Origin of the sequence: Pseudomonas sp. Sample_20 (assembly GCF_004307585.1) — a bacterium.
Lineage (GTDB): Bacteria > Pseudomonadota > Gammaproteobacteria > Pseudomonadales > Pseudomonadaceae > Aquipseudomonas > Aquipseudomonas atacamensis.
On sequence record NZ_RCOA01000081.1, the window covers coordinates 1 to 21,218 of the forward strand.

The following is a 21,218-nucleotide window of genomic DNA, read 5'->3' on the forward strand; positions in this document are numbered from 1 at the left end:
GGTGAGGGGCGACGGGGGCACTCACGCCGCATAACTCAAAAGAACAACAAAGGGCCTGCTCCCAATCGGAAGCAGGCCCTTAGTTAAATAACCTACAACTCAATACAACCGATCAATCACCCGAACTTCATTCTGATTCTGCATCGAATCCCACGCCTGTTTCAGCGTCTGCAGCACACTGCCGATGAAATCCTTGTCGGCCGCAGCCTTCTTGCCGACATAACCGTGGCCGCGGCGGTACATCTTCAGGCGGGCCAGCAGGTTCTGGTGGTTGCGGTCGAATTCCTCTTCGCCAGCGTGAGGCGACAGGCAGTCGATGTGTACCTGGCCCGACTTGCTGATCCAGAGAATATGGCTGTCGTGGCTGTCTTTCTGCGCCGCGAACATACGCGCCAGTTCTTCGATAGTGGGTTGATTGTTCAGATTCATTGTTATGCCCCTTGACCAGTCTGGTGATCTTTCAAAGTTGATTCGCTAATACAGGTAGCCCATCGGTTAGTTGATCCCTGGCACCGAAACCAGGACGTCAGCGCTCGCCCATATGAAGTACGGGGTCATGCATCTGTTGCATGTAGTCGTGTTGAATAACTGCTACGCAATAGCGTCACAACGAGGAGAAGCAGCGAAAACCGGGAGGCTCCTTGACGACAATCCAGTGTCGGCCACAAGCGTCTTGAGAATTTTCGCCAGCGCTTCTCGTCCTTGTACTGGACGTTCAGGCCAGGTCAGCTTCTTCAATCTGCCTTGTGGGCAGCGTGTATCCGGAAAAAACAACTCGGCGGTCAGACGAGTTTGCTCAAGCGTGTTACCAGTGTTCCCGATCGGGGAACGTCTTCATCATGCAAAAGCAAAACGACGCCGTCAACGGTTTTGTAGTGATTATTTTCAAGCACTACATGTTGTCGGACAAAGCTGTTTTGGAATGAGAAAAGATCCGTTTCAGCAACGTAGAGAAGGGAACCTCAAGGGATTCAGCGAGTCGTCGGACGCGCCGTGCGTTTGCGTGTACCGGCGGCTTTGCTGGCCGTCGACTTACGCTTTTTCTTCCACGGCGCTGCGGCTTTGCCGGCAGGCGGCGGGCCGCTGATGGTCAGGCTGAGGGCTGAGCAGCGGCTGACCTGCTTGCTCATCCACGCAGCCTGTTTGGTGACGAATTCTTCCAGACTCATCTCGCCGCTTTGCACCATGTCCAGCGCCTGTTCCCAGATCGCCGTAGTGCCAGGATCGGCGATCGCGCGCGGCACTGCGTCGATCAGGCTGAACGCCGCAGGTGTCGCCGCCAGCGCCTTGCCGTTCTTGACCAGATAACCACGATCCAGCAGCCCTTGGATGATCGATGCGCGGGTAGCTTCCGTGCCGATGCCGGTGGTGTCCTTGAGTTTCTGTTTGAGCAGCGGATCCTCGACCAGTTTGGCGACGTTCTTCATCGCCTTGATCAGATCGCCTTCGGTGTAGGGTTTTGGCGGCTGCGTCCAAAGGTCCTTGAGATTCACCTTCGCCACAGCGCATTCGACGCCTTGGCTGAGGGTCGGCAAGGTTTGCGGCGCGGGGGCTTCGCGGCCCTTGGCCGGTGCCAGTGCTTCGGGCAATGCGCGCTTCCAGCCTGGTTCGATGATCTGCTTGCCGACCGCGCGCAACGCCTGCCCGTTGCAATCGAAATCGGCCTGGGTGCGATCATATTCGTGATTGGGCAGGAACTGCGCCAGGTAGCGCGCGCGAATCAGCGTGTACACCGCGCGATGCTTGCCGGTCAGACGTTCGAGGTTCTTCGCGGCGATGGTGGGGATGATGCCGTGGTGAGCGCTGACCTTGGCGTCATTCCAGGCCCTTGAGCGCCGCTGCGGTTCGAGAAAACCCTGTAACGCTTCAAGGCTCGGATCGGCCTGGCGCAACGCTGTGAGGATCGACGGCGCCTCACCGTGTTGACTCAACGGCAGAAATCCGCAATCACTGCGCGGATAGGTGATGACTTTGTAGGTTTCGTAAAGGGCCTGGGCGATGTCGAGGGTCTCCTGCGCGCCGAGGCCAAGTTTTTTCGAGCAGACTTCCTGCAAGGTGCCGAGATCGAAGGGCAGGGGCGCCACTTCGCGCATGCGCTCGGTTTTCAGCTTGATCACCCGTGCGCTGTCTGCACTGCTGATCGCCGCTGCCGCTTGCTGCGCCAACGCCTGATTCAGGCAGCGATCCTGATCATCACAAACGTCTGATGGTGCGCGCCACTGTGCGGTAAACGTCGTGCCGTTGTGCAGCAAATCCACGTCGATTGCCCAGAACGGTACGGGGACGAAATCGGCGATGCTGCGGTCGCGGTCGACCACCAGTCGCAGGGTGGGCGTCTGCACTCGGCCCACAGGCAGCACGCCCTGATAACCCGACTGCCGGCCCAGTAAGGTGAACAGTCGACTCATGTTCATGCCGATCAGCCAGTCCGCCCGTGAACGACCCAACGCCGAGTGATACAGGCTGAAGGTTTCGGCTCCGGGCTTCAGCGCGCCCAGTGCCTTGCGGATCGACGCTTCGTCGAGTGCCGACAGCCACAAACGGCGGATCGGCCCGCGATAGCGGCAGTGCTCGACCAGTTCCCGGGCGATCATCTCGCCCTCACGGTCGGCGTCGGTGGCGATGATCAGTTCGCTGGCCTCGCCAAGCAGACGCTTCACCGCTTTGTACTGGCTGGCGGTGCGCGGCTTGACGGTCATTTTCCATTTGTCGGGAATGATCGGCAGATCAGCCAGCACCCAGCGCTTGTAGCGCGCGTCGTAGGCGTCCGGCGGCGCGGTTTCGAGCAAATGGCCGATGCACCAGGTCACTGTAACGTCCGTCCCCAACCAGCAGCCGTCGCCGCGACGCCTGGCGCCGAGCACGGCCGCAATGTCTTTGGCCTGGGAAGGTTTTTCACAGAGGTACAGCCGCATAGCTACCATCGCTGGTTGGTTTGTGGGAGCGCACAGGATGGCTGGAGTCTGCGGCGCGAGCAACTTTTATCTGTATGGATATACAGATAAAACGATTGCCAAAGATTTTCGCCGTTCGGCTGCAATCTCAACCAGACCCGATCCCATCAGCTATACCTGAACCGGTCTCTTCGCCGTCTTCAGGAGAACCCCATGAAAAGCCCCAGCCCCGTGATCAGCGTTGAACAACTCAGCGGCTGCCTGCTGGTGAAGTTCCACGGCATCCAGGTCGCCGCGTCCTCCCACGCGCTGATCCTCAACGAAGCCAACTATCCGCCGGTGTACTACATCCCGCGCGAAGACATCGACGAAAAATACTTCGCCCGCACCGACCACACCAGCTATTGCCCGTACAAGGGCGACGCCAACTATTTCAGCCTGCAAGTGCCCGGACATGAGGGTGCCAACGCGGTGTGGACGTACGAAAACCCGAAGGTCTCCGTCGTACCGATCCGCGACTACGTGGCCTTTTATCCGGACCAGGTGACATTCGAAGTGATCAAGGCGGACGCCTGAGCAAAAAAATGGCGAGAGAATCGCTTCCCTCGCCATGGTGTCAGCGGGTTTTTCAGTTCTTGTCGAGATCGATATTCTTCGTCTCACGCAGACAGATCATCCCCACCACCAGGCTCACCCCGGTGATCAGTACCGGATACCACAGCCCATAGAAAATATCCCCGGTGTACACCACCAGCGCAAATGACACGGTGGGCAGGAAGCCGCCAAACCAGCCGTTGCCGATGTGATAGGGCAGCGACATCGAGGTGTAGCGAATGCGCGTCGGGAACAGTTCGACCATCAACGCCGCCAGCGGGCCGTAGCACATGGCCGAGATGATGATCAGCGCGACGATCAGGGCGACGATCATCGGTTTGTTGATCTGCTGCATATCGGCTTGTTGCGGGTAGCCGGCGAGGGTGATCGCGCCGCGCAGTGCCGCCTCATCGAAACCATCCAGCTTCACGTCGCCGACACTCACTTGCACGGCGCTGCCCGCAGGTGCTGCGACGCTGGAGTAGGGCAGGCCTTGTTTGACCAGGAAGGTCTTGACCTTGTCGCAGGGGCTGTCGAATTTAGCCTTGCCCACCGGATCGAACTGGAAGGTGCAAGTGGCGGGGTCGGCGAGGACAGTGATCGGCGCCTGACGGCTGGCCTGATCGATCGCCGGATTGGCGTAGTGGGCCAAGGACTTGAAGATCGGGAAGTACAGTGCGGTCGCCAGCAGCAGGCCGAGCATCAGCACGGGTTTGCGTCCGACCTTGTCCGAGAGCCAGCCGAAAAAGATGAAGAACGGCGCGCCGATCACCACGCTGATGATCAGCAGACTGTTGGCCACCGCCGGGTCCATTTTCAGGAACTGGGTGAGGAAGAACAGCACGTAGAACTGCGCGGCGTAAAAGGTCACCGCTTGCCCGGCGTTGATGCTGAACAGCGCGATCAGCACGACTTTGAGGTTTTCCCATTTGCCGAAGGATTCGCGGATCGGCGCCTTCGAGGTTTTGCCTTCTTCCTTCATTTTCAGATAGGCCGGCGACTCGTGCAGGCTCAGGCGAATCCAGGTGGAAATACCCAGCAGCACGATCGACAGCAGGAACGGAATGCGCCAGCCCCAGACTTCAAACTGGTCGCCGGTGAAGTAGCGGCAACCGAGCACTACCAGCAGAGAGAGCAGCAAGCCGAGGGTCGCGGTGGATTGAATCCAACTGGTGTGGAAGCCGCGTTTGCCGATGGGCGCGTGCTCGGCCACGTAGGTCGCCGCACCACCGTATTCGCCACCGAGCGCCAGGCCCTGAAGCATGCGCAGCACCACCAGAATGATCGGCGCGGCGATGCCGATGCTGGCGTAGGTCGGCAGCAGGCCGACGCAGAACGTCGCCACGCCCATCAGAATGATCGTCGCCAGAAAGGTGTATTTGCGTCCGATCATGTCACCCAGACGGCCGAATACCAGCGCACCGAACGGCCGAACGATGAAGCCGGCGGCGAATGCCATCAGCGCGAAGATGAATGCCGTGGTGTCGTTGACCCCGGCGAAAAACTGCTTGCTGATCACCGCCGCGAGGGCGCCGTAGAGGAAGAAGTCATACCACTCGAACACCGTCCCGAGTGACGAGGCGAAGATGACTTTCTGCGTGGCGTTGCTGGTCTCGGCGCTGCCCGCAGCGTCCAGCGGCTGAACGTGTTCTGACATATCGGTATCCCTCACAGTGATTGTTTTTGTTGTTCCACTGGTGTTGCGTGTCCGGTAATGCGCGATGCCTGAGTCTGGTGATGATTGCTGTGGGAGCGCGCCTGCTCGCGAAAGCTTTTTGCCAGTCAACTCCTAGGCTGAGTGAGCTACCGCATCCGCGAGCAGGCTCGCTCCCACAGGGGAAATATCTGCAGATCTGGACAAAATCAGTTGTGCCGCCTTCTCGGCAATCATCAGCGTAGGCGAACAGGTATTACCCGAGGTAATTCTTGGCATGATCGACGCATCGGCGACGCGCAGACCCGGTACGCCATGCACGCGCAATTGCGCATCGACCACTGCGTCACCGTCGTTGCCCATGCGGCAGGTGCCGACCGGATGGAAAATCGTCGTGCCGATTTTCGCCGCCGCTTCATGCAATTGTTCTTCGCTTTGCAAGCTGTCGCCGGGCAGGTATTCCACCGGTTTGAACGCTTGCAGGGCAGGGGCGCTGACGATGCGCCGGGTCAGGCGAATTGCATCGGCGGCGACGCGCAGATCCTCTGGATGGCTGAGGTAATTGGGCTGGATCAGCGGCGCCGCTTGCGGATCGGCGGAGCGAATGTCGATGCGCCCACGGCTCTGCGGGCGCAGGTCGCACACCGAGGCCGTGAACGCCGGGAAGCTGTGCAACGGCTCGCCAAAGCGCTCCAGCGACAGCGGTTGCACGTGATATTGCAGGTTCGCCGAGGTTTGCTCAGGTCCGGAGCGGGCGAATGCACCCAACTGACTCGGCGCCATCGACAGCGGCCCGCTGCGGTCGTACAGATAACGCAGGCCCATGCCCATCTTGCCCCACACGCTGCCGGCGATCTGGTTCAGGGTGCGGGCGTTTTCCAGCTTGTAGATCAGGCGCAGTTGCAGGTGATCCTGCAGGTTGCCGCCGACCCCCGGCAGCTCATGAATCACGCCTATCCCTAAGCGTTCGAGCAGCGGCCGCGGACCGATCCCGGAGCGCTGCAGAATGCTCGGCGAGCCGACCGAGCCGGCGCACAAGACAATCTCCTTGCGCGCCTTGAACTGTCTGGTCTGGCCTTCATGCTGCGCGCTGACTTTCGCCGCGCGGCCGTCCTCCAGCAACACACGATCAACCTCGACGCCGGTCAGCACGGTCAGGTTCGCCCGGCCTCGCAGCGGTTTCAAAAAGGCCTTGGCCGCGTTCCAGCGCACCCCGGCTTTCTGGTTGACCTGAAAGTAGCCGCAGCCCTCGTTGTCGCCCTGGTTGAAGTCATTGATGCTGGCGATGCCGCTTTGCTCGGCAGCGCTGCGAAAGGCATCCAGAATCGGCCACGACAGGCGCTGCTGTTCGACTCGCCATTCACCCTGATCACCATGAAATTCAGCGCCGCCGGCAAAGTGATTTTCGCTCTGTTTGAACAGCGGCAGCACGTCTTTCCAGGCCCAGCCCGGATTGCCCGCTGCCGCCCAGCCGTCATAGTCGCCGGCCTGGCCGCGCATGTAGATCATGCCGTTGATCGACGAACAGCCGCCCAGCACCTTGCCGCGCGGATAACTCAGCGCGCGGCCATTGAGGCCCGGTTGTTGTTCGGTTTTGAAGCACCAGTCGGTGCGCGGATTACCGATGCAGAACAGGTAACCCACAGGAATATGAATCCAGGCGTAGTTGTCGCGTCCGCCGGCTTCGAGCAGCAACACCCGTTGCTGTGGATCCGCAGAAAGCCGGTTGGCCAGCAAGCAACCGGCGGGGCCGGCGCCGACCACGATGTAGTCGAATTCATCCAGGGACGTGTGCATGCCCTGACCTCGCTTTTTGTTTTTATTGTCGGACACTCTAGTTGTTAGCTTTCGTTAAAAGAATGTTAGTTTTTGCGCAGCCGCTGTGCGTTTTCAAACAGCGTACAACGACGATAGCCGACAAGGACCCGCCATGTTCGACTGGAACGACCTGCGCTTTTTTCTCGAGCTGCAACGCAGCGGCCGCCTGCTCACCGCCGCGCGCCGGCTCAACACCACCCATGCGACAGTGGCGCGGCATATTGAATCGATCGAGAAAAGCCTCGGCACGGCGCTGTTCGTCCAGCACGCCCAAGGCTATGAAATGACCCCGGCGGGAGAGGCCTTGCTCAAGCACGCCGAAGCGATGGAAAACGTCGCGCTGCTGGCGCAGGAAGAAATCACCCAGTCCACCGCGCCGCTGGGCAAGATCCGTGTCGGCGTCACCGAAGGCCTTGGCATCAAGTTTCTCGCCAGTCGCATGATTGGCTTGTTCGAGCGTTATCCGGGGCTGGAAGTGGAACTGGTCGCCGTGCCGCGCTTCGTCAGCATCCTCAACCGCGAAGCGGAGATCAGCATCCACCTCGAACGGCCATCCGCCGACATGCTGGTCACGCGCAAGCTCACTGACTATCGACTCGCGCTGTACGCCAGCCAGACCTACCTCGACAAGGCACCGCCGCTGCACAGTCGTGAAGACCTGGGCCGGCATGCGTGGATCGGTTACGTTGACGACCTGCTGTTCAGTCAGGAACTGATGTTCCTCAACAGCTTCTGCCGCAGCCCGCGCGTGGTGTTTCACAGCACCAGCGTCATCGCCCAACAGGAAGCGGCGCGCTCGGGGTTGGGCATCGCCGTGCTGCCGTGTTACATGGCCGCGTCCGACCCGGATCTGGTGGCGCTGTTGCCGGATGAAAGCATCGAGCGCAGCTACTGGATCAGCACCCGCCGGGAGCTGCACAAATCCGTGCGGTTGCGGGTGGTCTGGGATTATGTGGTGGGATTGTGTGAGGCCGAGCAGGGCCTGTTGCGCGGTTAGCCTGATGCACCCCGTCCCCCTGTGGGAGCGAGCCTGCTCGCGAAGGCAATCTTTCAACAACATCGATGCTGACGGACACACCGCCTTCGCGAGCAGGCTCGCTCCCACACGTTTATTCACCGTGGCTGCTTTCGCGGGTTGATAAATATATGGATATCCGTATATTCGATTTCCCGCATATGGCGAGCCGATCACCATGATCACCCCCACCGAAGTCTTCAAAAGCCTCGCCGATGAAACCCGCGTCCGCGCCATCCTGCTCATCGCCGAGCAAGGTGAACTCTGCGTTTGCGAGTTGATGTGTGCGCTCGACGACAGCCAGCCGAAAATCAGCCGCCACCTCGCGCAACTGCGCGGTAATGGTTTGCTGCTCGACCGCCGTCAGGGCCAGTGGGTGTATTACCGCCTCAATCCGGAACTGCCGGCATGGATTGGCGAAATCCTTCAGCTGACATCCAAGGCCAATGCCGATTGGCTCAAGGACAACGCCGCGCGCCTGCAAAACATGGATGGCCGTCCCGTGCGCGAACGCGCCTGCTGCTGAATCTTCCACTATCTACGGAGCGCATCAATGCGAGTCCTGTTCATGTGCACGGCCAATAGCTGCCGCAGCATTCTTTCCGAAGCCATGTTCAACCACCTGGCTCCCGCTGGTTTCCAAGCGGTGAGTGCCGGCAGTTTTCCCAAAGGCCAGGTTCTGCCGCGCAGCCTGTCGACGTTGCAAAAGCACGGCATCGCCATCGACGGGTTGCACAGCAAAGGCAACGATGCCTTCGCAAACAACCCGCCGGATATCGTCATCACTGTCTGCGACAAAGCCGCCGGCGAAACCTGTCCGGTGTATTTCGGTCCGGCACTGAAAACGCACTGGGGACTGGAAGATCCGTCCGAAGTGCAGGGCGACGAAGCGGCAATCGACGCGGCATTCCAAGCCACTCTGATGCGCATCGGTGAACGCTGCCAAGCCTTCCTCGATCTGCCGTTTCACTCGCTCAGTCGCGAGCAACTGAAAGCCGAACTCGACCGCATCGGCACGCTGTAAGGAGGCTTCATGACAAATCATTTGCCCAACCTCGACGCAAGCCTGATCGACGCTGTTAAGCCATCGAATGTCGGCGAACACAAACCGCGCATCCTCTTGCTCTACGGCTCGACCCGCGAGCGCTCGTTCAGCCGCTTGCTGGTCGAGGAGGCCGCGCGCCTGCTCGAACACTTCGGCGCCGAAACGCGGATCTTCAACCCATCCGGTTTGCCATTGCCCGACGACGTCCCGGTCGACCATCCCAAGGTGCAGGAATTGCGCGATCTGGTGTTGTGGTCGGAAGGCCAGGTCTGGTGCTCGCCGGAACGCCACGGCGCGATGTCCGCCGTGTTCAAAGCGCAGATCGACTGGATCCCGCTGGAACTCGGCGCTGTGCGCCCGACCCAAGGCAAAACCCTGGCGGTGATGCAAGTCTGCGGCGGCTCGCAGTCGTTCAACGTGGTCAACCAACTACGCGTCCTCGGCCGCTGGATGCGCATGTTCACCATCCCCAACCAATCCTCGGTGCCGAAGGCCTATATGGAGTTCGACGAGGCCGGGCGGATGAAACCTTCGCCGTTCTACGACCGTGTGGTGGATGTGATGGAAGAACTGGTGAAGTTCACCGTGCTGCTGCGTGGGCAGCAGGCGCACCTGGTGGACCGCTATTCCGAGCGCAAGGAAAGTGCTGAACAGTTGATGGCGCGGGTGAATCAGCGGTCGATCTGACCCGTCATCCCCAGCCAGGCTCATTCCTTTTTGGGAGTGAGCCTGCTCGCACTGACGCTCCATGGCTGGCACACCGCCACGGCTTGCACCGCTCCCTCCCGGCTCTCACCCTTCTGGCCGTTCTTCAAGGATCAGAAGGAATCAAGGATTGAGTGGCTACGTTCCAAACCCGCCGAAAAACTATCGCTACGAAGAAGCCAAACCCGTTGACATACACGCCCAGCATTGGGCGGAGTATGAGAAGCATGGGAAACAGCCCGCGCGCGAGCCTGAGAAAATCGGGATTGCGTTGAGGATCGGGGTGTTCTTTGATGGCACGGGCAACAATGCGAACAACTCTGCTGCGGGGTTGTTGTGTGGCGCTCAGCATCCGATTGCGCCTGAAGATATTCCCGCCAGTTGCCAGCCTTATATGGGTGATCCGGATAGTAGTTATGGTAACGATGTCAGCAATGTGAAGAAGCTGAGCGAACTGTATGGAGCAACACGACTCGCTGAGGGAGAAGGGCCACGAAAGAGAGCTTTCGGTATGGTCTACGTCGAAGGTATAGGTACCCGTTCAGGTGAAGAAGACAGTAAATTCGGCGCCGGTACAGGACGTGGTGAAACCGGCGTTGCAGGGCGAGTCCAATCCTGTTTCGCGGTGATCGAGCAGCGTATCACTGAAGTATTGGAAAAAAATCCCGGTAGTGAAATTGCTTCGTTGACTTTCGACACGTTTGGCTTCAGTCGCGGTGCCGCAGCCGCCAGACATTTCGCCAACGAGATAGTGCGTGGCAAACAAGGGCCTTTAGGCGACATTCTCCGCAGTATGTCCGATGCCCTCAGTTCGACCTTTGTTGATCAGTATCACAGCGACATCAACGTGGGCTTCATTGGGCTGTTCGACACGGTACCGTCGATTGCTGGATGGTCCAATCTGGGCAACATAAAAAGCGCCGTCGCAACGGGGGTCAAACTCTATCTCGACCGACGTTATTTCACCGACGTTGTGCAGTTGGCTGCGCGGGATGAATGCAGGGCTAACTTTGCTCTCAATCGAGTAGCGATGGATCATCCGGAAATCGTCTTGCCGGGTGTGCATTCCGATGTGGGTGGAGGTTACCTTGAGGACGCTGAAGAGTGTGTTCTCGTTAGCCCAATGCAGACGCTAGAGGTCGGTACGTATACTGACGTCGCTACCACATCGATCTACCAGGATGCGATCAATGTGAGAAATCAGTGGCTAGCCAAGGGTTGGCCGCTCGAAAATCTCGAAATCGTTACGCCACCGCCATTACTGCTACCGGTCAGCCCTCAGGATCGACTTAGTCCTCGAGTCAAGCGAGTCTATGCGGCCGTCCAACTCAAGCGTCCGGTGAGTGGATTACTGTCGAGAGTGAGCCTGCGCGTGATGCATCAACTCGCCAGAGCCAAAGGCGTTCTCTTCGAAGACATTCCCGAGACGCCAGACTTCGCCGTTCCTGAAGAACTCAAGCCCATGTGTGATCGTTTTGTCTCCGGCGACTACAGCACCACGCCAGAGGAGGAGCAAATACTCAAACTCAAGTACATTCACACGTCCGCCAACTGGAACCATCCGCTTGGCAGGAGAAATGGGAGTGGCATCAGAGCTGTTTACATCAACGCCCCCACGGAAGATGCAATCCGAGTAAAGCACCCACACGTACCGGACTGGACGCTTTGGTAATGAAGTTATTTACAGTACTGCTGTGTACGCTTTTTGTGGCTGGTTGTAATGCCGACCCGCTGTCAGCAAAAAACGACCCTAAATCCCCTTGGTGGGAACTCGGTTTCACCGAACCCAACTACATGAAGGTCTGGGTTGAAGACACTGCTGTGGAAGATATAAAGGGAAAAACATTTCTGCGTACCGGTGGTGGATCGGCATCGGGCGGGCAACCTGAAGACGGCACCGAATCGGCCCGTGGTTGGGACGGAGTGGGCGCGTCCGCAAAAGCCGTGGTCGGCGCTGATCTCCCAAAAAGAATTTTTGTTCGCTGGCAGTCCATCGTAGAGCCTCAAACTTATCGGGCTTGGGTAGATATACCCGAAGAAGCCAGGCAAATGATGCGGACTTCGGTCGCGCAGCGCTGCGCGAAAACACCAGAGCGGCGAAGTACCTATATTTCATCGGTCTATCTGGGCCTGGCGCCTGGCGGCGTTGTGCAGGTTTGGGTCAGAGACTCATGCCACCATCCTGTAAAAGTCGCGAGAGCACAGGCGGAGATCGAACCGCTAGGACCTAGCCAAGGTAAGAACCAAGGACGCTACGCCTATCCCGTCAGCGAAAAGTCCAAGCGCTATATCGAGAAATTCGGCATTCCATACGGAAGTTGGTAAGCGCTGAAGCCGTTAGTCGTCCACTGTGCCGCCGCGCTCAATATCGATGCACGGCTGCCAGTGCACTGATCCGCTACCGGCTGTTTTGGTGAATAAACAACTCACGCCTCAAATCAAAACCTCAAACGCCGCACTCCCCAACACCTCCCCATTAACCATCACCTGCACCCCATGTCGCCCGGCAAAATGCTTGCGCGTCGTAAAATCCTTGATGACTTGATTCCGTCGCACCACCTCAGTCCCGAAACCCGCTAATCCCAGAGTCTTCAACTTGAAAACCTTCCTCGAAACCCCGCCATTCGCCTTCACATACTCAATCGCATAATCAATCACCAGCCTTTGCTCGTGCGCCACCATGGACTTCACCGTAAACGACAAAGTAATCGCTTCCCCCAACCTCACCACCGCCGGCTCGACCCGCACATCCAACAACTCAACCTCAGCCTTCGCCCCTGCGCCAATCACCGTCAGCGCGCGCACGTTGCCCTGTTTGATCAAGCTGCGCAGCGCATGCTTGGCAATCCAGGCGGTGTGCTTGTTATCCAGCGACCAACCTTCAATCGTGTCCAGCACCCACTCCTGATGCACTTTCGTCACATCATTCAAATGATTCGCCACGGACTTGCGCACGTACAAGCTCTCATCCGCCTTCAACCGATCCAGTATCCCGGCGGCCAGCAGCGGATCAGCTTGCACCGCTTCCAACCGAAAGGACCACGGCAGGCGAGGGCGGCTGCCTTCGCTGGCTAGTCGGCGGACGTGATGGTTTTCTTCGCGGGTCCAGTCATGCATTCGTTCCAGCGAGCGCTCGAGGTCGCTGCGCAGAAAGTAACGGATGGCGAATTCGGAGGAGCCGAAAGTGGTGAAGTATTTCAGGGCATCCATGGAGGTATCGAAGGCGTGCCCGCCATAGCTCGCGACGTAGTGCGGCAGGCACATGCTGACGAAACCGCTGTTCAGACGCGGCGCGAGTTCGAACAGCACTTCGAGGGAATCTTCGTAGTCCAGCGGCAACACGGCGTGCAGGCTTTCGGCGACGCGGGCCATGCGTTGCATCACTGATAATTCAGCGAGTCCGTCCTGGGCGTGTTTGAGAAACGCCTTGGCCTTGAATGCCGGGTACACCGCGCTCATTTCGTCAGCGATGTGCTGCAAGCGCTCGGCGTTGAAGATTTCCTTTAACGCCGGGGCGGCGGTGTCGGTGGTGCTCATGGTCAGGTCATCGGTGTGCTGATGAACGCGTCGGTGCCTTCTGCGTAGGCGGTGTATTCGGCGATACGCGGAAAGCGTGTTGCGTCGACCTGATCGGGCACGACGAGGTTGGTGAAGCTCCAGGCAACCGCGAGGCTTATGCCGGTCTGGGCGAGGGAGCCGTCGACCGGCAAGTCACTGTGCTCAAGTTCTTTTTCCAGGGCGGTAAACGCGGCGGCGAGTTGGCCTTCAACGCGTTCAACCCAAGGTTGATACTGAATGTCGGCCGGGCGCAAGTTGCGTTCGTAATACAGCTGCACGGCTTTTTCGCAAGCGGCGAGGCTGAGGCCGATCAGACGCAGGGCGTGGGCGCGTTGTTTGAGATCGCTGGGCAGCAGGCTCTTGCCGGAACTGGCTTCGAGGTAGTCGAGGATGAGGGTCGAGTCCATCAGGACCACGCCGTCGTCGAGGATCAGCGTGGGCGCTTTGACCACCGGGTTGATCTGCTGGAATCGTTCGAAGTGGCGGAACACCGAGACCGACTCGTGTTCGAGGTCGATCCCCAGGCATTTGGCGGAGATTGCTACGCGGCGCACGTAAGGGGAGTCGAGCATGCCGATCAGTTTCATGACGCGTTCCTTCAAGTCGAACCGGTGGGAACGCATAACCTAGCCGAGCAAGAGGCAATTGTCAGTCGTCGAATCCAGCCTGCTCGTGAATTTCATCGACGTTCAAGCCCAGCCGATACGCCACTGCCACAAACAGCGCCTGGCACAAACACAGCGTTGCACTGAGCGAACGAAAGGCCAGCGCACTGCCTTCATTGACCAGCAACACGCTATTGGCAAGTTTCGCCAGTGGCGAAAGAGGGCTGTCGGTGATGATCAGGGCATTGGCGTCTTGCTGCCGGGCGAAGCGCAGGCAGTGTTGGGTTTCCTTCGCGTAGGGTACAAAACTGATGGCGATGACCAGATCGTTGGCGCGCACGCTGCGCATTTGCTCGCGATAGCTGCCGCCGATGCCGGAAACCAGATGAATGCGTTTCTGCGTATGTTGCAAGTTGTAAACCAGATAATCGGCGACGGCGAACGAGCGGCGGACTCCGACCACATAGATGTCGTCGGCATTGACGATGAGATCGACGGCTGTATCGAACGCCACCTCGTCCAGTTCGCGGCCCAAGCGTTCGATGCCCGAGAGCGTTGCGTCGATGCACTCGCGGGCCAGGTCGCCGCTGTTGGCGGTCTGCGAGTTGTTGGCGATCAGGCTACGGATGCGTTGCTGATAGTTTTGCGCTGGTGTGGTTTTGTGCGTCCAGGCCTGGCGGAACAGCGCCTGCATCTCGCTGAAGCCGCTGAACCCGAAACGTTGCGAGAACCGCACAATGGCTGACGGATGCACTTCGCACTCGCGGGCGATGTCGCTGATGCGGTCGACCATGATTCGCTCGCTCTGCTGGCTGATGTAGCTGGCCACGCGTTTGAGCTGGCGCGGCAGGGCGTCATACTCTTCGCTGATCATTTGCAGCAGGCGCTCGGCGTTGACCGGCGGGCTGGCGAAGGAAATTTCGTCTTTGGCCGGCAGAGCGGGGCGGGGCATGGGCAGCATCCTTCAGGCGAGTTGAGCACGCGGTGGGCCTGATAATAGAAGGGCTGCGTATGCTCTGCCGGGCTGAAACGATGCACCTTGCGAGAATAATCTCGGCTGTCGCTGGCGGGATGGTTAGCCGTTTGTCTTCTATATACAGCCGCTGGAGTGAATTTCTTGGTATAAACGCACTCCGATGGCCGTGTGAAGCCTGTGTCAGAGCGGTTTCCAGGTCCTGTCGGACAAATTCCCTGTATTTACAGTTGCTGAGGTCTTGATCGGGCCTTAGACTGCCGCCCCTCGTAAATTGAGTGCCGGGTGGCGTTTGCAATAAAACGATGCCTTTTCGACGGCCGACACGGTTCGCCGAAACGCTCCCTTATTCGCCTTAATGCACGTTTTTTTATAGAGATATCAATGACAAAGGACAAGTTGCTGGCTATGCCGGCAGATGACTACATGAATGCAGAGCAACACGCTTTCTTCACTGAGCTGTTGCAGAACATGAAAGTCGAAACCCACGAGCGCATTGAGCAAAATCGTATCGCCATCGAAAGCCTGGATACCCCGGCTGACCCGGCGGACGCGGCTTCGGTTGAAGAAGAGCGCACTTGGCTGGTCAACGCGATCGATCGCGACCAGCGCATGCTGCCGCAATTGGAACAAGCTCTTGAGCGCATCAAGGACGACAGCTTTGGCTGGTGCGACGACAGCGGCGAGGCGATTGGCCTGAAGCGCCTGCTGATCAGCCCGACCACCAAATACTGCATCGAAGCTCAAGAGCGTCACGAGCAGATCGACAAGCACCAGCGTCAGGCCTGATTCTGTGAGGTGACCCTTTAATAGGGGGCGCCTTGAAAAGATCGCAGCCTTCGGCAGCTTCTACATGGAGTTGCGGGAGGCTGCGATCTTTGTTTTTGCTCGTCTGCGCTATCTCCCCCGTCGTTCCATTGATCTGCCACAGACCCCACGACTAACGGACCATGGATAATGGCGTTGTAGTGGCGTTTAATGCAGTCACAACAATGAGAACAAACGTGGGGTGATCAAGATGACGAGAGATGGATCTCTGGTTGCGGCGCTGCCTGCACCAGTGCTTTTGCCGAAAAACCGCTGGATCGCGCCGACCCTGCAAAGCATCGCCCTGATGCTGTTGCTGGCCGGCATGGCTATGGCCGAGTGGTCGCTCTACCTCGGCATGCCGCTGGCGATACTGATTGTCTGGCTGCCGCGCCTGCGTTCGCGCAGCGCTCCTGTTGCTGTCCCGGTCGATAGTGCGAGCGCATTGTCCGCACTGACCCGCGATCTTTCCTACACCACCAGTCACAACGCACTGTCAGCCGCCGGCGTGGCGTTCTCGGTCAAGGCGCTGGCGAACAAACTCGAATCGCAACTCGACGCGGCGGCGCAGATCGTCAGCAACGCCGAGGTGATGATCGCCACCGAGCAGGCGACTTCACAGCTCAGTCGCGACGCGCTGGACGCCGCCAGCCAAGCGCATCACAGCAGCGCGGCGGGGCGCAGCGAACTGCTCGACTCGATTTCGCGCATGCAGCAACTCAGTCAGCGCGCCAATGCCAGTCGCGAATTGATCGAGGCCCTGAGTGTGCGCAGCGACGACATTCAGCGGGTGACGCTGGTGATCCAGTCGATTGCCAGCCAGACCAACTTGTTGGCGTTGAACGCTGCGATTGAAGCAGCCCGGGCCGGTGAGCATGGTCGCGGTTTCGCTGTGGTCGCCGACGAGGTGCGCGGACTGGCCGCGCGTACGGCGGCGGCCACGGGTGAGGTCGGTGAGATGGTCGCTGACATTCAGCAACGCACCGCGCAAGTGGTGGCGCAGATTCGCGAGTTGTCGAGCGATCTGCACACCGGCGTCGAACAGGTCGAGCACACCGGTCAGCATCTGGAGAACATCGCGCGACTTGCCGCCGGAGTGGAAACCCAGGTCAGCGAGATCGCCCGTGGCGCGCAAACCAATCGCGAGCAGCTTGATGCATTGTTCAGCGCGATTGAGCAAATGCGTAGTGATCTGGCGATCAGCGATCAGCAGACCCGCCGCCTCGCCGAGGCCGCTGTGCAGATGGAAGGGCAGGCGGAAACTATCAGCGAGCGCTTGGCCGAGGTCGGCCTGGATGACTATCACCAGCGCATTTATGACTTGGCCCGTGAAGGTGCGAGCCAGATTGCCGCGCGTTTCGAAGCGGATGTTGAACAGGGGCGGATCAGCCTGGATGACCTGTTCGATCGCAGCTACCAGCTGATTCCTGACACCGAACCAGCCAAATTTCAAACCCGCTTTGATCGATACACCGATCAGGTCTTGCCGGCGATTCAAGAACCTTTATTGGCGCGTCATGAAGGGCTGGTTTTTGCGATTGCCTGCACGCAGCAGGGTTATGTACCGACGCACAACCAGGCATTCAGCCAGCCATTGACCGGCGATGTGCAGGTCGACACGGTGAACAACCGCACCAAACGCAAATTCACTGATCGCACCGGTATCCGCTGCGGCAGCCATCAGCAACCGGTGCTGTTGCAGACTTACACGCGCGATACGGGTGAGCTGATGCATGATTTATCGGTGCCGATCATGATCAAGGGCCGACACTGGGGCGGGTTGCGTCTGGGCTATAAACCTGAGAATCCGCGCTGAGATTATTACCGGTGACGCAATGAATCTGTACACGGCGGTTGCTTTTTCCTCTCGACGGAAAGCATTAATCTGACGACTTAGTTAGGTAGCTAATTATTTCGGAGGGCACATGCAGTGCAGGGTAGACGTGGCAGTGATGATCGGCAGCGGTGTTCCGGCCGGCTTACGCGCGATGGGGCGCAGTGTTTGCTGGGTAGTTTTGCTCAACGGTGAGCGACGCGGCACAGCCTTCGCCAGTCGCGATGAAGCGGAGGAGTGCAAGGCTGCCTGGCTCGAACAACTGAACATCGAGCCCGGCGACAGCCTGCACTGATCGCCCTTATTTACCGCGATGCAGGCGCACGTTCAGCTCATCGACAATTACCGCTTCTTCGCCGTCCGCACGCAGCCACTCTTTTAGTAGTTGCGCCTGTTGAGCCGACCAGAAATCGGCCTCGATGAGTTTGGTATCAGAGTCCAGCGGATGGGCTTCGACAAAGTCATTGATCGACGCCTCATCCGAGGGCAGGCCCAGCTGTTCGAAAAGGGTGGTCAGGTTAAGCTCGGTTGGCAGTTCCATCATCTACTCCTGGGTCGGTGCCGGTGCGGCTTGTTCGTTCACTCCCCTTATCAGAGGCAGGCGCTGGCGCGGAGTTCGATTTTTGATTCAAGCGAGCGGGCGAGGGCGCAGGCTTCGTTGTGATTGCCGCGGAAACCTCTGACACGTCCCGTGGATATCTCCTTGATGTGAAAGAACGCAATACCCGCCGGCACCACTTGAAAGTGCGGGGGGCGATGATTGTTAGAAGATGTCGGAGGGTTGTCGAGGTCGGCAACCTTCATCGTCAGAGGTGTGTTGATTCGCGCGTCGGCCGACGTGGCAAAATGAGTCAAAGTGCACATATGAAGTCCTTTTCATCAGTCGGCCGGGATTTAACGGCCGTTGCGGGTAGTCGTAAGGAGCATCGCTGCTCTAGAATCGCCAGTACCTGTTGACGACCGGGCTTATCTAAAGCAATTTTTCGCCAGCGATATGTCGGAAAAGTGCTTTTTTTCGTGAGAAATTTCCCTGTAGTTCGTAGTCAGATCTTGCTCCAGTCACACTTGAGGCTTTTTCCTTCAAGGTTTGCCGACTTCAGAGCGGGTTTCACTAATGACAATCCAGTAGTCTACGAACCTCGCGATCAAGAGCGCTTCGCTCGCTTCGGGTTTTTGAGTGATTTTGCAGTTTTCATCGGCATTGCCGTTTTTTGCCGTGCGTGTTTTCCGCTGCACGGTTTTTCAAATGTGGGGATGTTTCTTTGGCAGTCAGTAACCTCGATATGCATGCTTTGTTCGTGCTGGGTGATTTGCGTGCAAAGCTGGTCAAGCAATTCCAATCACGTTTTGTTTACATCACCGAGCAAAACGCCGAAGGCATTTACATCGCCGAAATCGATACCGAAAGTGCATTGGTAGTCGATGACAAACCGGGGCTCAAACTCAAGGTTGGCGACCATTTCATCGCGTCAGTGTTGCCCAGCCGTGAAGGCGGCAAGATGGACATTCGTTTTCGCGACATCAAACTCACGGTTTACGGCTTGGGCGACTACGCATTTGTCAGTACGGCCGACGGTCACGCGATTCTGTTCAAGGAAGGTCATAGCGTCGTCACGGTGTTCGCCGCCAATGAACAATTGCAGGAAGGCCTGACCAAAACCTTGAAAGCTGTAACCGCCAAGGCTGCCAAATGGCGAAAAGGTGAACTGATTTCCTTCAAGGCCAGCGAGTGAGCCGCGCGCACTTCCATTCGCAAAATCTCGACAGCGCACGCGAAGACGCTCAGCGCCTGTTCGCCCGCAAGGCCGAACTGCAAGGTGCCTGGCTGAGTTGGGTGGCGTCGCAGCTCTACGCATTGCAACCGGCGGCATACGCCAGCATGGTCAGACGTGAGCTGCAAAGCCTGCAGGAAAAGTCTGAAACGTAACCTCGCGCACGGTAGACCCCGGAAAAAGCAGGAACCTCGGCTAAAGTCAGTTGACTGAGTCATTCAGAGGCTTGCGTTTCTGTCAGGCCAACTGCCATTGCTGTGAACAGCACGAGGTGTGATGCATGAACGGATTTCGACGGTTACTGGCCGCCAGCGTGGCCACCTTTGGTTTGCTGACGTCAGCGCAATCGCTGCAGGCGGCACAGGCGCCGATCCACTTTGCTGACCTGAACTGGGAAAGCGGCAGCCTGATCACCGAGGTGCTGCGGGTGATCGTCGAGAAAGGCTACGGCTTGCCGACCGATACCTTGCCGGGTACCACGATTACCCTTGAGACCGCGCTGGCGAACAACGACATTCAGGTGATTGGCGAGGAGTGGGCCGGACGCAGTCCGGTCTGGGTCAAGGCCGAAGCCGAGGGCAAGGTGGTCGGCCTGGGCGATACGGTAAAAGGCGCCACTGAAGGCTGGTGGGTGCCGGAGTACGTGATCAAGGGCGATCCGGCCAAAGGCATCAAGCCGCTGGCGCCGGATCTGCGCAGTGTCACTGATCTGAAGAAATACAAGGACGTGTTCAAAGACCCGGAAAGCCCGGGCAAGGGGCGTTTCCTCAACAGCCCGATCGGCTGGACCTCGGAAGTGGTCAACAAGCAGAAGCTCACGGCGTATGGCTTGCAGGACGACTACACCAACTTCCGCAGCGGTTCCGGCGCTGCGCTGGATGCCGAGATCAGCTCTTCGATTCGTCGCGGCAAACCGGTGTTGTTCTATTACTGGTCGCCGACGCCGCTGCTTGGCAAATTCAAACTGGTGCAGCTGGAAGAGCCGCCGTTCGATGCCGAGGCGTGGAAGACGCTGACCGACGCCGATAATCCCAATCCGAAACCAACCCGCTCGCTGGCATCGAAACTGTCGATTGGCGTGTCTACGCCGTTTCAAAAGCAGAACCCGCAAATTGCCGAATTCTTCAGCAAGGTCGATTTTCCCATCGAGCCGCTGAACAAGGCATTGGCGGATATGAGTGACAAGCACACCGCGCCTCGTGAGGCGGCGGTCGCGTTCATGAAGACGCATCCGGATGTGTGGCAGGCGTGGCTGCCCAAGGATGTGGCCGACAAGGTGACGGCTGATCTGAAATAACGCGGTCAACGCAGTGCACCGCCGACCGGTCGTGCACGGCCAAAAAATCCGACTACGATGGTTTGTTCAAATCCCTTTGAAGGATTTCAACCATGACCTTTGTGTTGGCTCAATGGCTGGTGACTGTGTTCGCGGCAATCGGCCTGATGCATGTGTATTGGGCGTTGGGTGGGCAATGGGCGGCTGCGGTGGTGGTGCCGCAGGTGCCGGTGTCGGGCTTCGTCGCCACGGTACGCCCGGCCTTCAAGCCCTCAGGCTGGCTGACGCTGGCAGTCGCCGCTGCGCTGCTGATAATTGCGGCGCTGGTTTGTATGCGGGTCGGTTGGGGCGTGCCGGCGGTGCAGCACAAGGCACTGCAATGGGTGATCAGCGCGATCGCGTTGCTGATGTTTGCTCGGGCGATCGGTGATTCGAATCTGGTCGGGTTCTTCAAGGAAGTGAAGGATTCGCGATTTGCGCGGCTGGATACCTGGGTGTATTCGCCGTTGTGTGCGCTGTTGGGGGCAGGGTTGTTGGCAGTGGCCTGGGTTTGAGCTGATCCGGAATTGGCGACGACCCGACTGGCCTCTTCGCAAGCAGGCTCGCTCCCACAAGGGAGGGCGCATTTCTACTGTTGCGATGGCGCCATCACCGGCGCCACATGATCA

Annotated in this window: 23 protein-coding genes; 14 read left to right on the forward strand and 9 right to left on the reverse strand. The window is 58.6% G+C overall.

The features are described from left to right. Nucleotides 1-99: 99 nt before the first annotated feature. Both D8U70_RS17215 and D8U70_RS17220 read right to left on the reverse strand, forming a co-directional pair. The gene (locus tag D8U70_RS17215; RefSeq protein WP_041480831.1) at nucleotides 100-429 is read right to left on the reverse strand and encodes a hypothetical protein; all 330 of its coding nucleotides are present in this window, start codon (nucleotides 427-429) and stop codon (nucleotides 100-102) included. A gap of 542 nt (nucleotides 430-971) precedes the next feature. Continuing rightward, nucleotides 972-2,915 carry a DNA topoisomerase III gene (locus tag D8U70_RS17220; protein WP_130929379.1) on the reverse strand — a complete coding sequence of 648 codons (1,944 nt, stop codon included), beginning with the start codon at nucleotides 2,913-2,915 and terminating at the stop codon, nucleotides 972-974. Between the two features lie 192 nt (nucleotides 2,916-3,107). On the opposite strand from D8U70_RS17220, the gene D8U70_RS17225 reads away from it, so the two are divergent. Beyond that, nucleotides 3,108-3,470 carry a DUF427 domain-containing protein gene (locus D8U70_RS17225; RefSeq protein WP_130929380.1) on the forward strand — a complete coding sequence of 121 codons (363 nt, stop codon included), beginning with the start codon at nucleotides 3,108-3,110 and terminating at the stop codon, nucleotides 3,468-3,470. A 52-nt stretch (nucleotides 3,471-3,522) separates the two neighbouring features. Here the strand turns inward: D8U70_RS17225 and D8U70_RS17230 are convergent, their stop codons facing one another. Both D8U70_RS17230 and D8U70_RS17235 read right to left on the reverse strand, forming a co-directional pair. Further along, the gene (locus tag D8U70_RS17230) at nucleotides 3,523-5,145 is read right to left on the reverse strand and encodes an MFS transporter (protein WP_024013261.1); all 1,623 of its coding nucleotides are present in this window, start codon (nucleotides 5,143-5,145) and stop codon (nucleotides 3,523-3,525) included. A 132-nt stretch (nucleotides 5,146-5,277) separates the two neighbouring features. Next, a complete protein-coding gene (locus tag D8U70_RS17235) occupies nucleotides 5,278-6,939 on the reverse strand; it encodes a GMC family oxidoreductase N-terminal domain-containing protein (protein WP_130929381.1) in 1,662 nt (553 codons plus the stop codon). Between the two features lie 133 nt (nucleotides 6,940-7,072). Between D8U70_RS17235 and D8U70_RS17240 the strand changes: the two genes are divergently transcribed. From D8U70_RS17240 to D8U70_RS17265, 6 genes are all read left to right on the forward strand, one after another. Next, nucleotides 7,073-7,957: a LysR family transcriptional regulator gene (locus D8U70_RS17240; protein ID WP_041480826.1), complete on the forward strand. Its 885-nt coding sequence runs from the start codon at nucleotides 7,073-7,075 to the stop codon at nucleotides 7,955-7,957. Nucleotides 7,958-8,153: 196 nt separating this feature from the next. Then, complete coding sequence (locus tag D8U70_RS17245; RefSeq protein ID WP_122703937.1) at nucleotides 8,154-8,501, forward strand: metalloregulator ArsR/SmtB family transcription factor; 348 nt, start codon at nucleotides 8,154-8,156, stop codon at nucleotides 8,499-8,501. A gap of 27 nt (nucleotides 8,502-8,528) precedes the next feature. Then, entirely contained in the window at nucleotides 8,529-8,999 is a 471-nt protein-coding gene (locus D8U70_RS17250) for an arsenate reductase ArsC (protein WP_073471176.1), read from the forward strand. Between the two features lie 9 nt (nucleotides 9,000-9,008). Then, complete coding sequence (gene arsH / locus D8U70_RS17255; protein ID WP_125918553.1) at nucleotides 9,009-9,707, forward strand: arsenical resistance protein ArsH; 699 nt, start codon at nucleotides 9,009-9,011, stop codon at nucleotides 9,705-9,707. A gap of 148 nt (nucleotides 9,708-9,855) precedes the next feature. Then, the gene (locus tag D8U70_RS17260) at nucleotides 9,856-11,397 is read left to right on the forward strand and encodes a DUF2235 domain-containing protein (protein WP_130929382.1); all 1,542 of its coding nucleotides are present in this window, start codon (nucleotides 9,856-9,858) and stop codon (nucleotides 11,395-11,397) included. Next, on the forward strand, nucleotides 11,397-12,050 hold the full coding sequence (locus D8U70_RS17265) for a DUF2931 family protein (protein WP_073471173.1): 654 nt from the start codon (nucleotides 11,397-11,399) through the stop codon (nucleotides 12,048-12,050). Before D8U70_RS17260 ends, D8U70_RS17265 begins: the two co-directional genes overlap by 1 nt. Nucleotides 12,051-12,158: 108 nt before the next feature. Here the strand turns inward: D8U70_RS17265 and D8U70_RS17270 are convergent, their stop codons facing one another. The 3 genes from D8U70_RS17270 to D8U70_RS17280 all read right to left on the reverse strand — a co-directional run bounded on the left by D8U70_RS17270 (nucleotide 12,159) and on the right by D8U70_RS17280 (nucleotide 14,840). Then, the gene (locus tag D8U70_RS17270) at nucleotides 12,159-13,262 is read right to left on the reverse strand and encodes a DNA alkylation repair protein (protein ID WP_130929383.1); all 1,104 of its coding nucleotides are present in this window, start codon (nucleotides 13,260-13,262) and stop codon (nucleotides 12,159-12,161) included. Between the two features lie 2 nt (nucleotides 13,263-13,264). Beyond that, nucleotides 13,265-13,870: a glutathione S-transferase gene (locus D8U70_RS17275; protein WP_122747741.1), complete on the reverse strand. Its 606-nt coding sequence runs from the start codon at nucleotides 13,868-13,870 to the stop codon at nucleotides 13,265-13,267. 61 nt (nucleotides 13,871-13,931) lie between these two features. Continuing rightward, nucleotides 13,932-14,840, reverse strand: a complete 909-nt coding sequence (locus D8U70_RS17280) for a MurR/RpiR family transcriptional regulator (protein WP_110645608.1) — start codon at nucleotides 14,838-14,840, stop codon at nucleotides 13,932-13,934. Nucleotides 14,841-15,245: 405 nt separating this feature from the next. On the opposite strand from D8U70_RS17280, the gene D8U70_RS17285 reads away from it, so the two are divergent. The 3 genes from D8U70_RS17285 to D8U70_RS17295 all read left to right on the forward strand — a co-directional run bounded on the left by D8U70_RS17285 (nucleotide 15,246) and on the right by D8U70_RS17295 (nucleotide 17,797). Next, nucleotides 15,246-15,650 (forward strand): TraR/DksA family transcriptional regulator, encoded by a 405-nt coding sequence (locus tag D8U70_RS17285; protein ID WP_016775095.1) that lies wholly within the window; start codon nucleotides 15,246-15,248, stop codon nucleotides 15,648-15,650. 229 nt (nucleotides 15,651-15,879) lie between these two features. After that, nucleotides 15,880-17,484, forward strand: a complete 1,605-nt coding sequence (locus D8U70_RS17290; RefSeq protein WP_130929384.1) for a methyl-accepting chemotaxis protein — start codon at nucleotides 15,880-15,882, stop codon at nucleotides 17,482-17,484. Between the two features lie 109 nt (nucleotides 17,485-17,593). Further along, the gene (locus D8U70_RS17295) at nucleotides 17,594-17,797 is read left to right on the forward strand and encodes a hypothetical protein (RefSeq protein ID WP_016775093.1); all 204 of its coding nucleotides are present in this window, start codon (nucleotides 17,594-17,596) and stop codon (nucleotides 17,795-17,797) included. A 6-nt stretch (nucleotides 17,798-17,803) separates the two neighbouring features. On the opposite strand, the gene D8U70_RS17300 is transcribed toward D8U70_RS17295, so the two are convergent. Then, complete coding sequence (locus tag D8U70_RS17300) at nucleotides 17,804-18,043, reverse strand: DUF2789 family protein (RefSeq protein ID WP_041480818.1); 240 nt, start codon at nucleotides 18,041-18,043, stop codon at nucleotides 17,804-17,806. A gap of 50 nt (nucleotides 18,044-18,093) precedes the next feature. Then, nucleotides 18,094-18,306, reverse strand: coding sequence for a hypothetical protein (locus D8U70_RS17305; protein ID WP_241089655.1), 213 nt, complete (start codon nucleotides 18,304-18,306; stop codon nucleotides 18,094-18,096). Nucleotides 18,307-18,785: 479 nt separating this feature from the next. Here D8U70_RS17305 and D8U70_RS17310 point away from each other — a divergent pair, with 479 nt between their 5' ends. From D8U70_RS17310 to D8U70_RS17325, 4 genes are all read left to right on the forward strand, one after another. Beyond that, nucleotides 18,786-19,235: a hypothetical protein gene (locus D8U70_RS17310; protein ID WP_024013252.1), complete on the forward strand. Its 450-nt coding sequence runs from the start codon at nucleotides 18,786-18,788 to the stop codon at nucleotides 19,233-19,235. After that, nucleotides 19,232-19,429: a hypothetical protein gene (locus D8U70_RS17315; protein WP_016775089.1), complete on the forward strand. Its 198-nt coding sequence runs from the start codon at nucleotides 19,232-19,234 to the stop codon at nucleotides 19,427-19,429. Before D8U70_RS17310 ends, D8U70_RS17315 begins: the two co-directional genes overlap by 4 nt. Nucleotides 19,430-19,554: 125 nt before the next feature. After that, nucleotides 19,555-20,571, forward strand: coding sequence for an ABC transporter substrate-binding protein (locus D8U70_RS17320; RefSeq protein ID WP_024013250.1), 1,017 nt, complete (start codon nucleotides 19,555-19,557; stop codon nucleotides 20,569-20,571). A 92-nt stretch (nucleotides 20,572-20,663) separates the two neighbouring features. Then, nucleotides 20,664-21,104, forward strand: coding sequence for a DUF3995 domain-containing protein (locus D8U70_RS17325; RefSeq protein WP_071172759.1), 441 nt, complete (start codon nucleotides 20,664-20,666; stop codon nucleotides 21,102-21,104). Nucleotides 21,105-21,218: the final 114 nt, after the last annotated feature.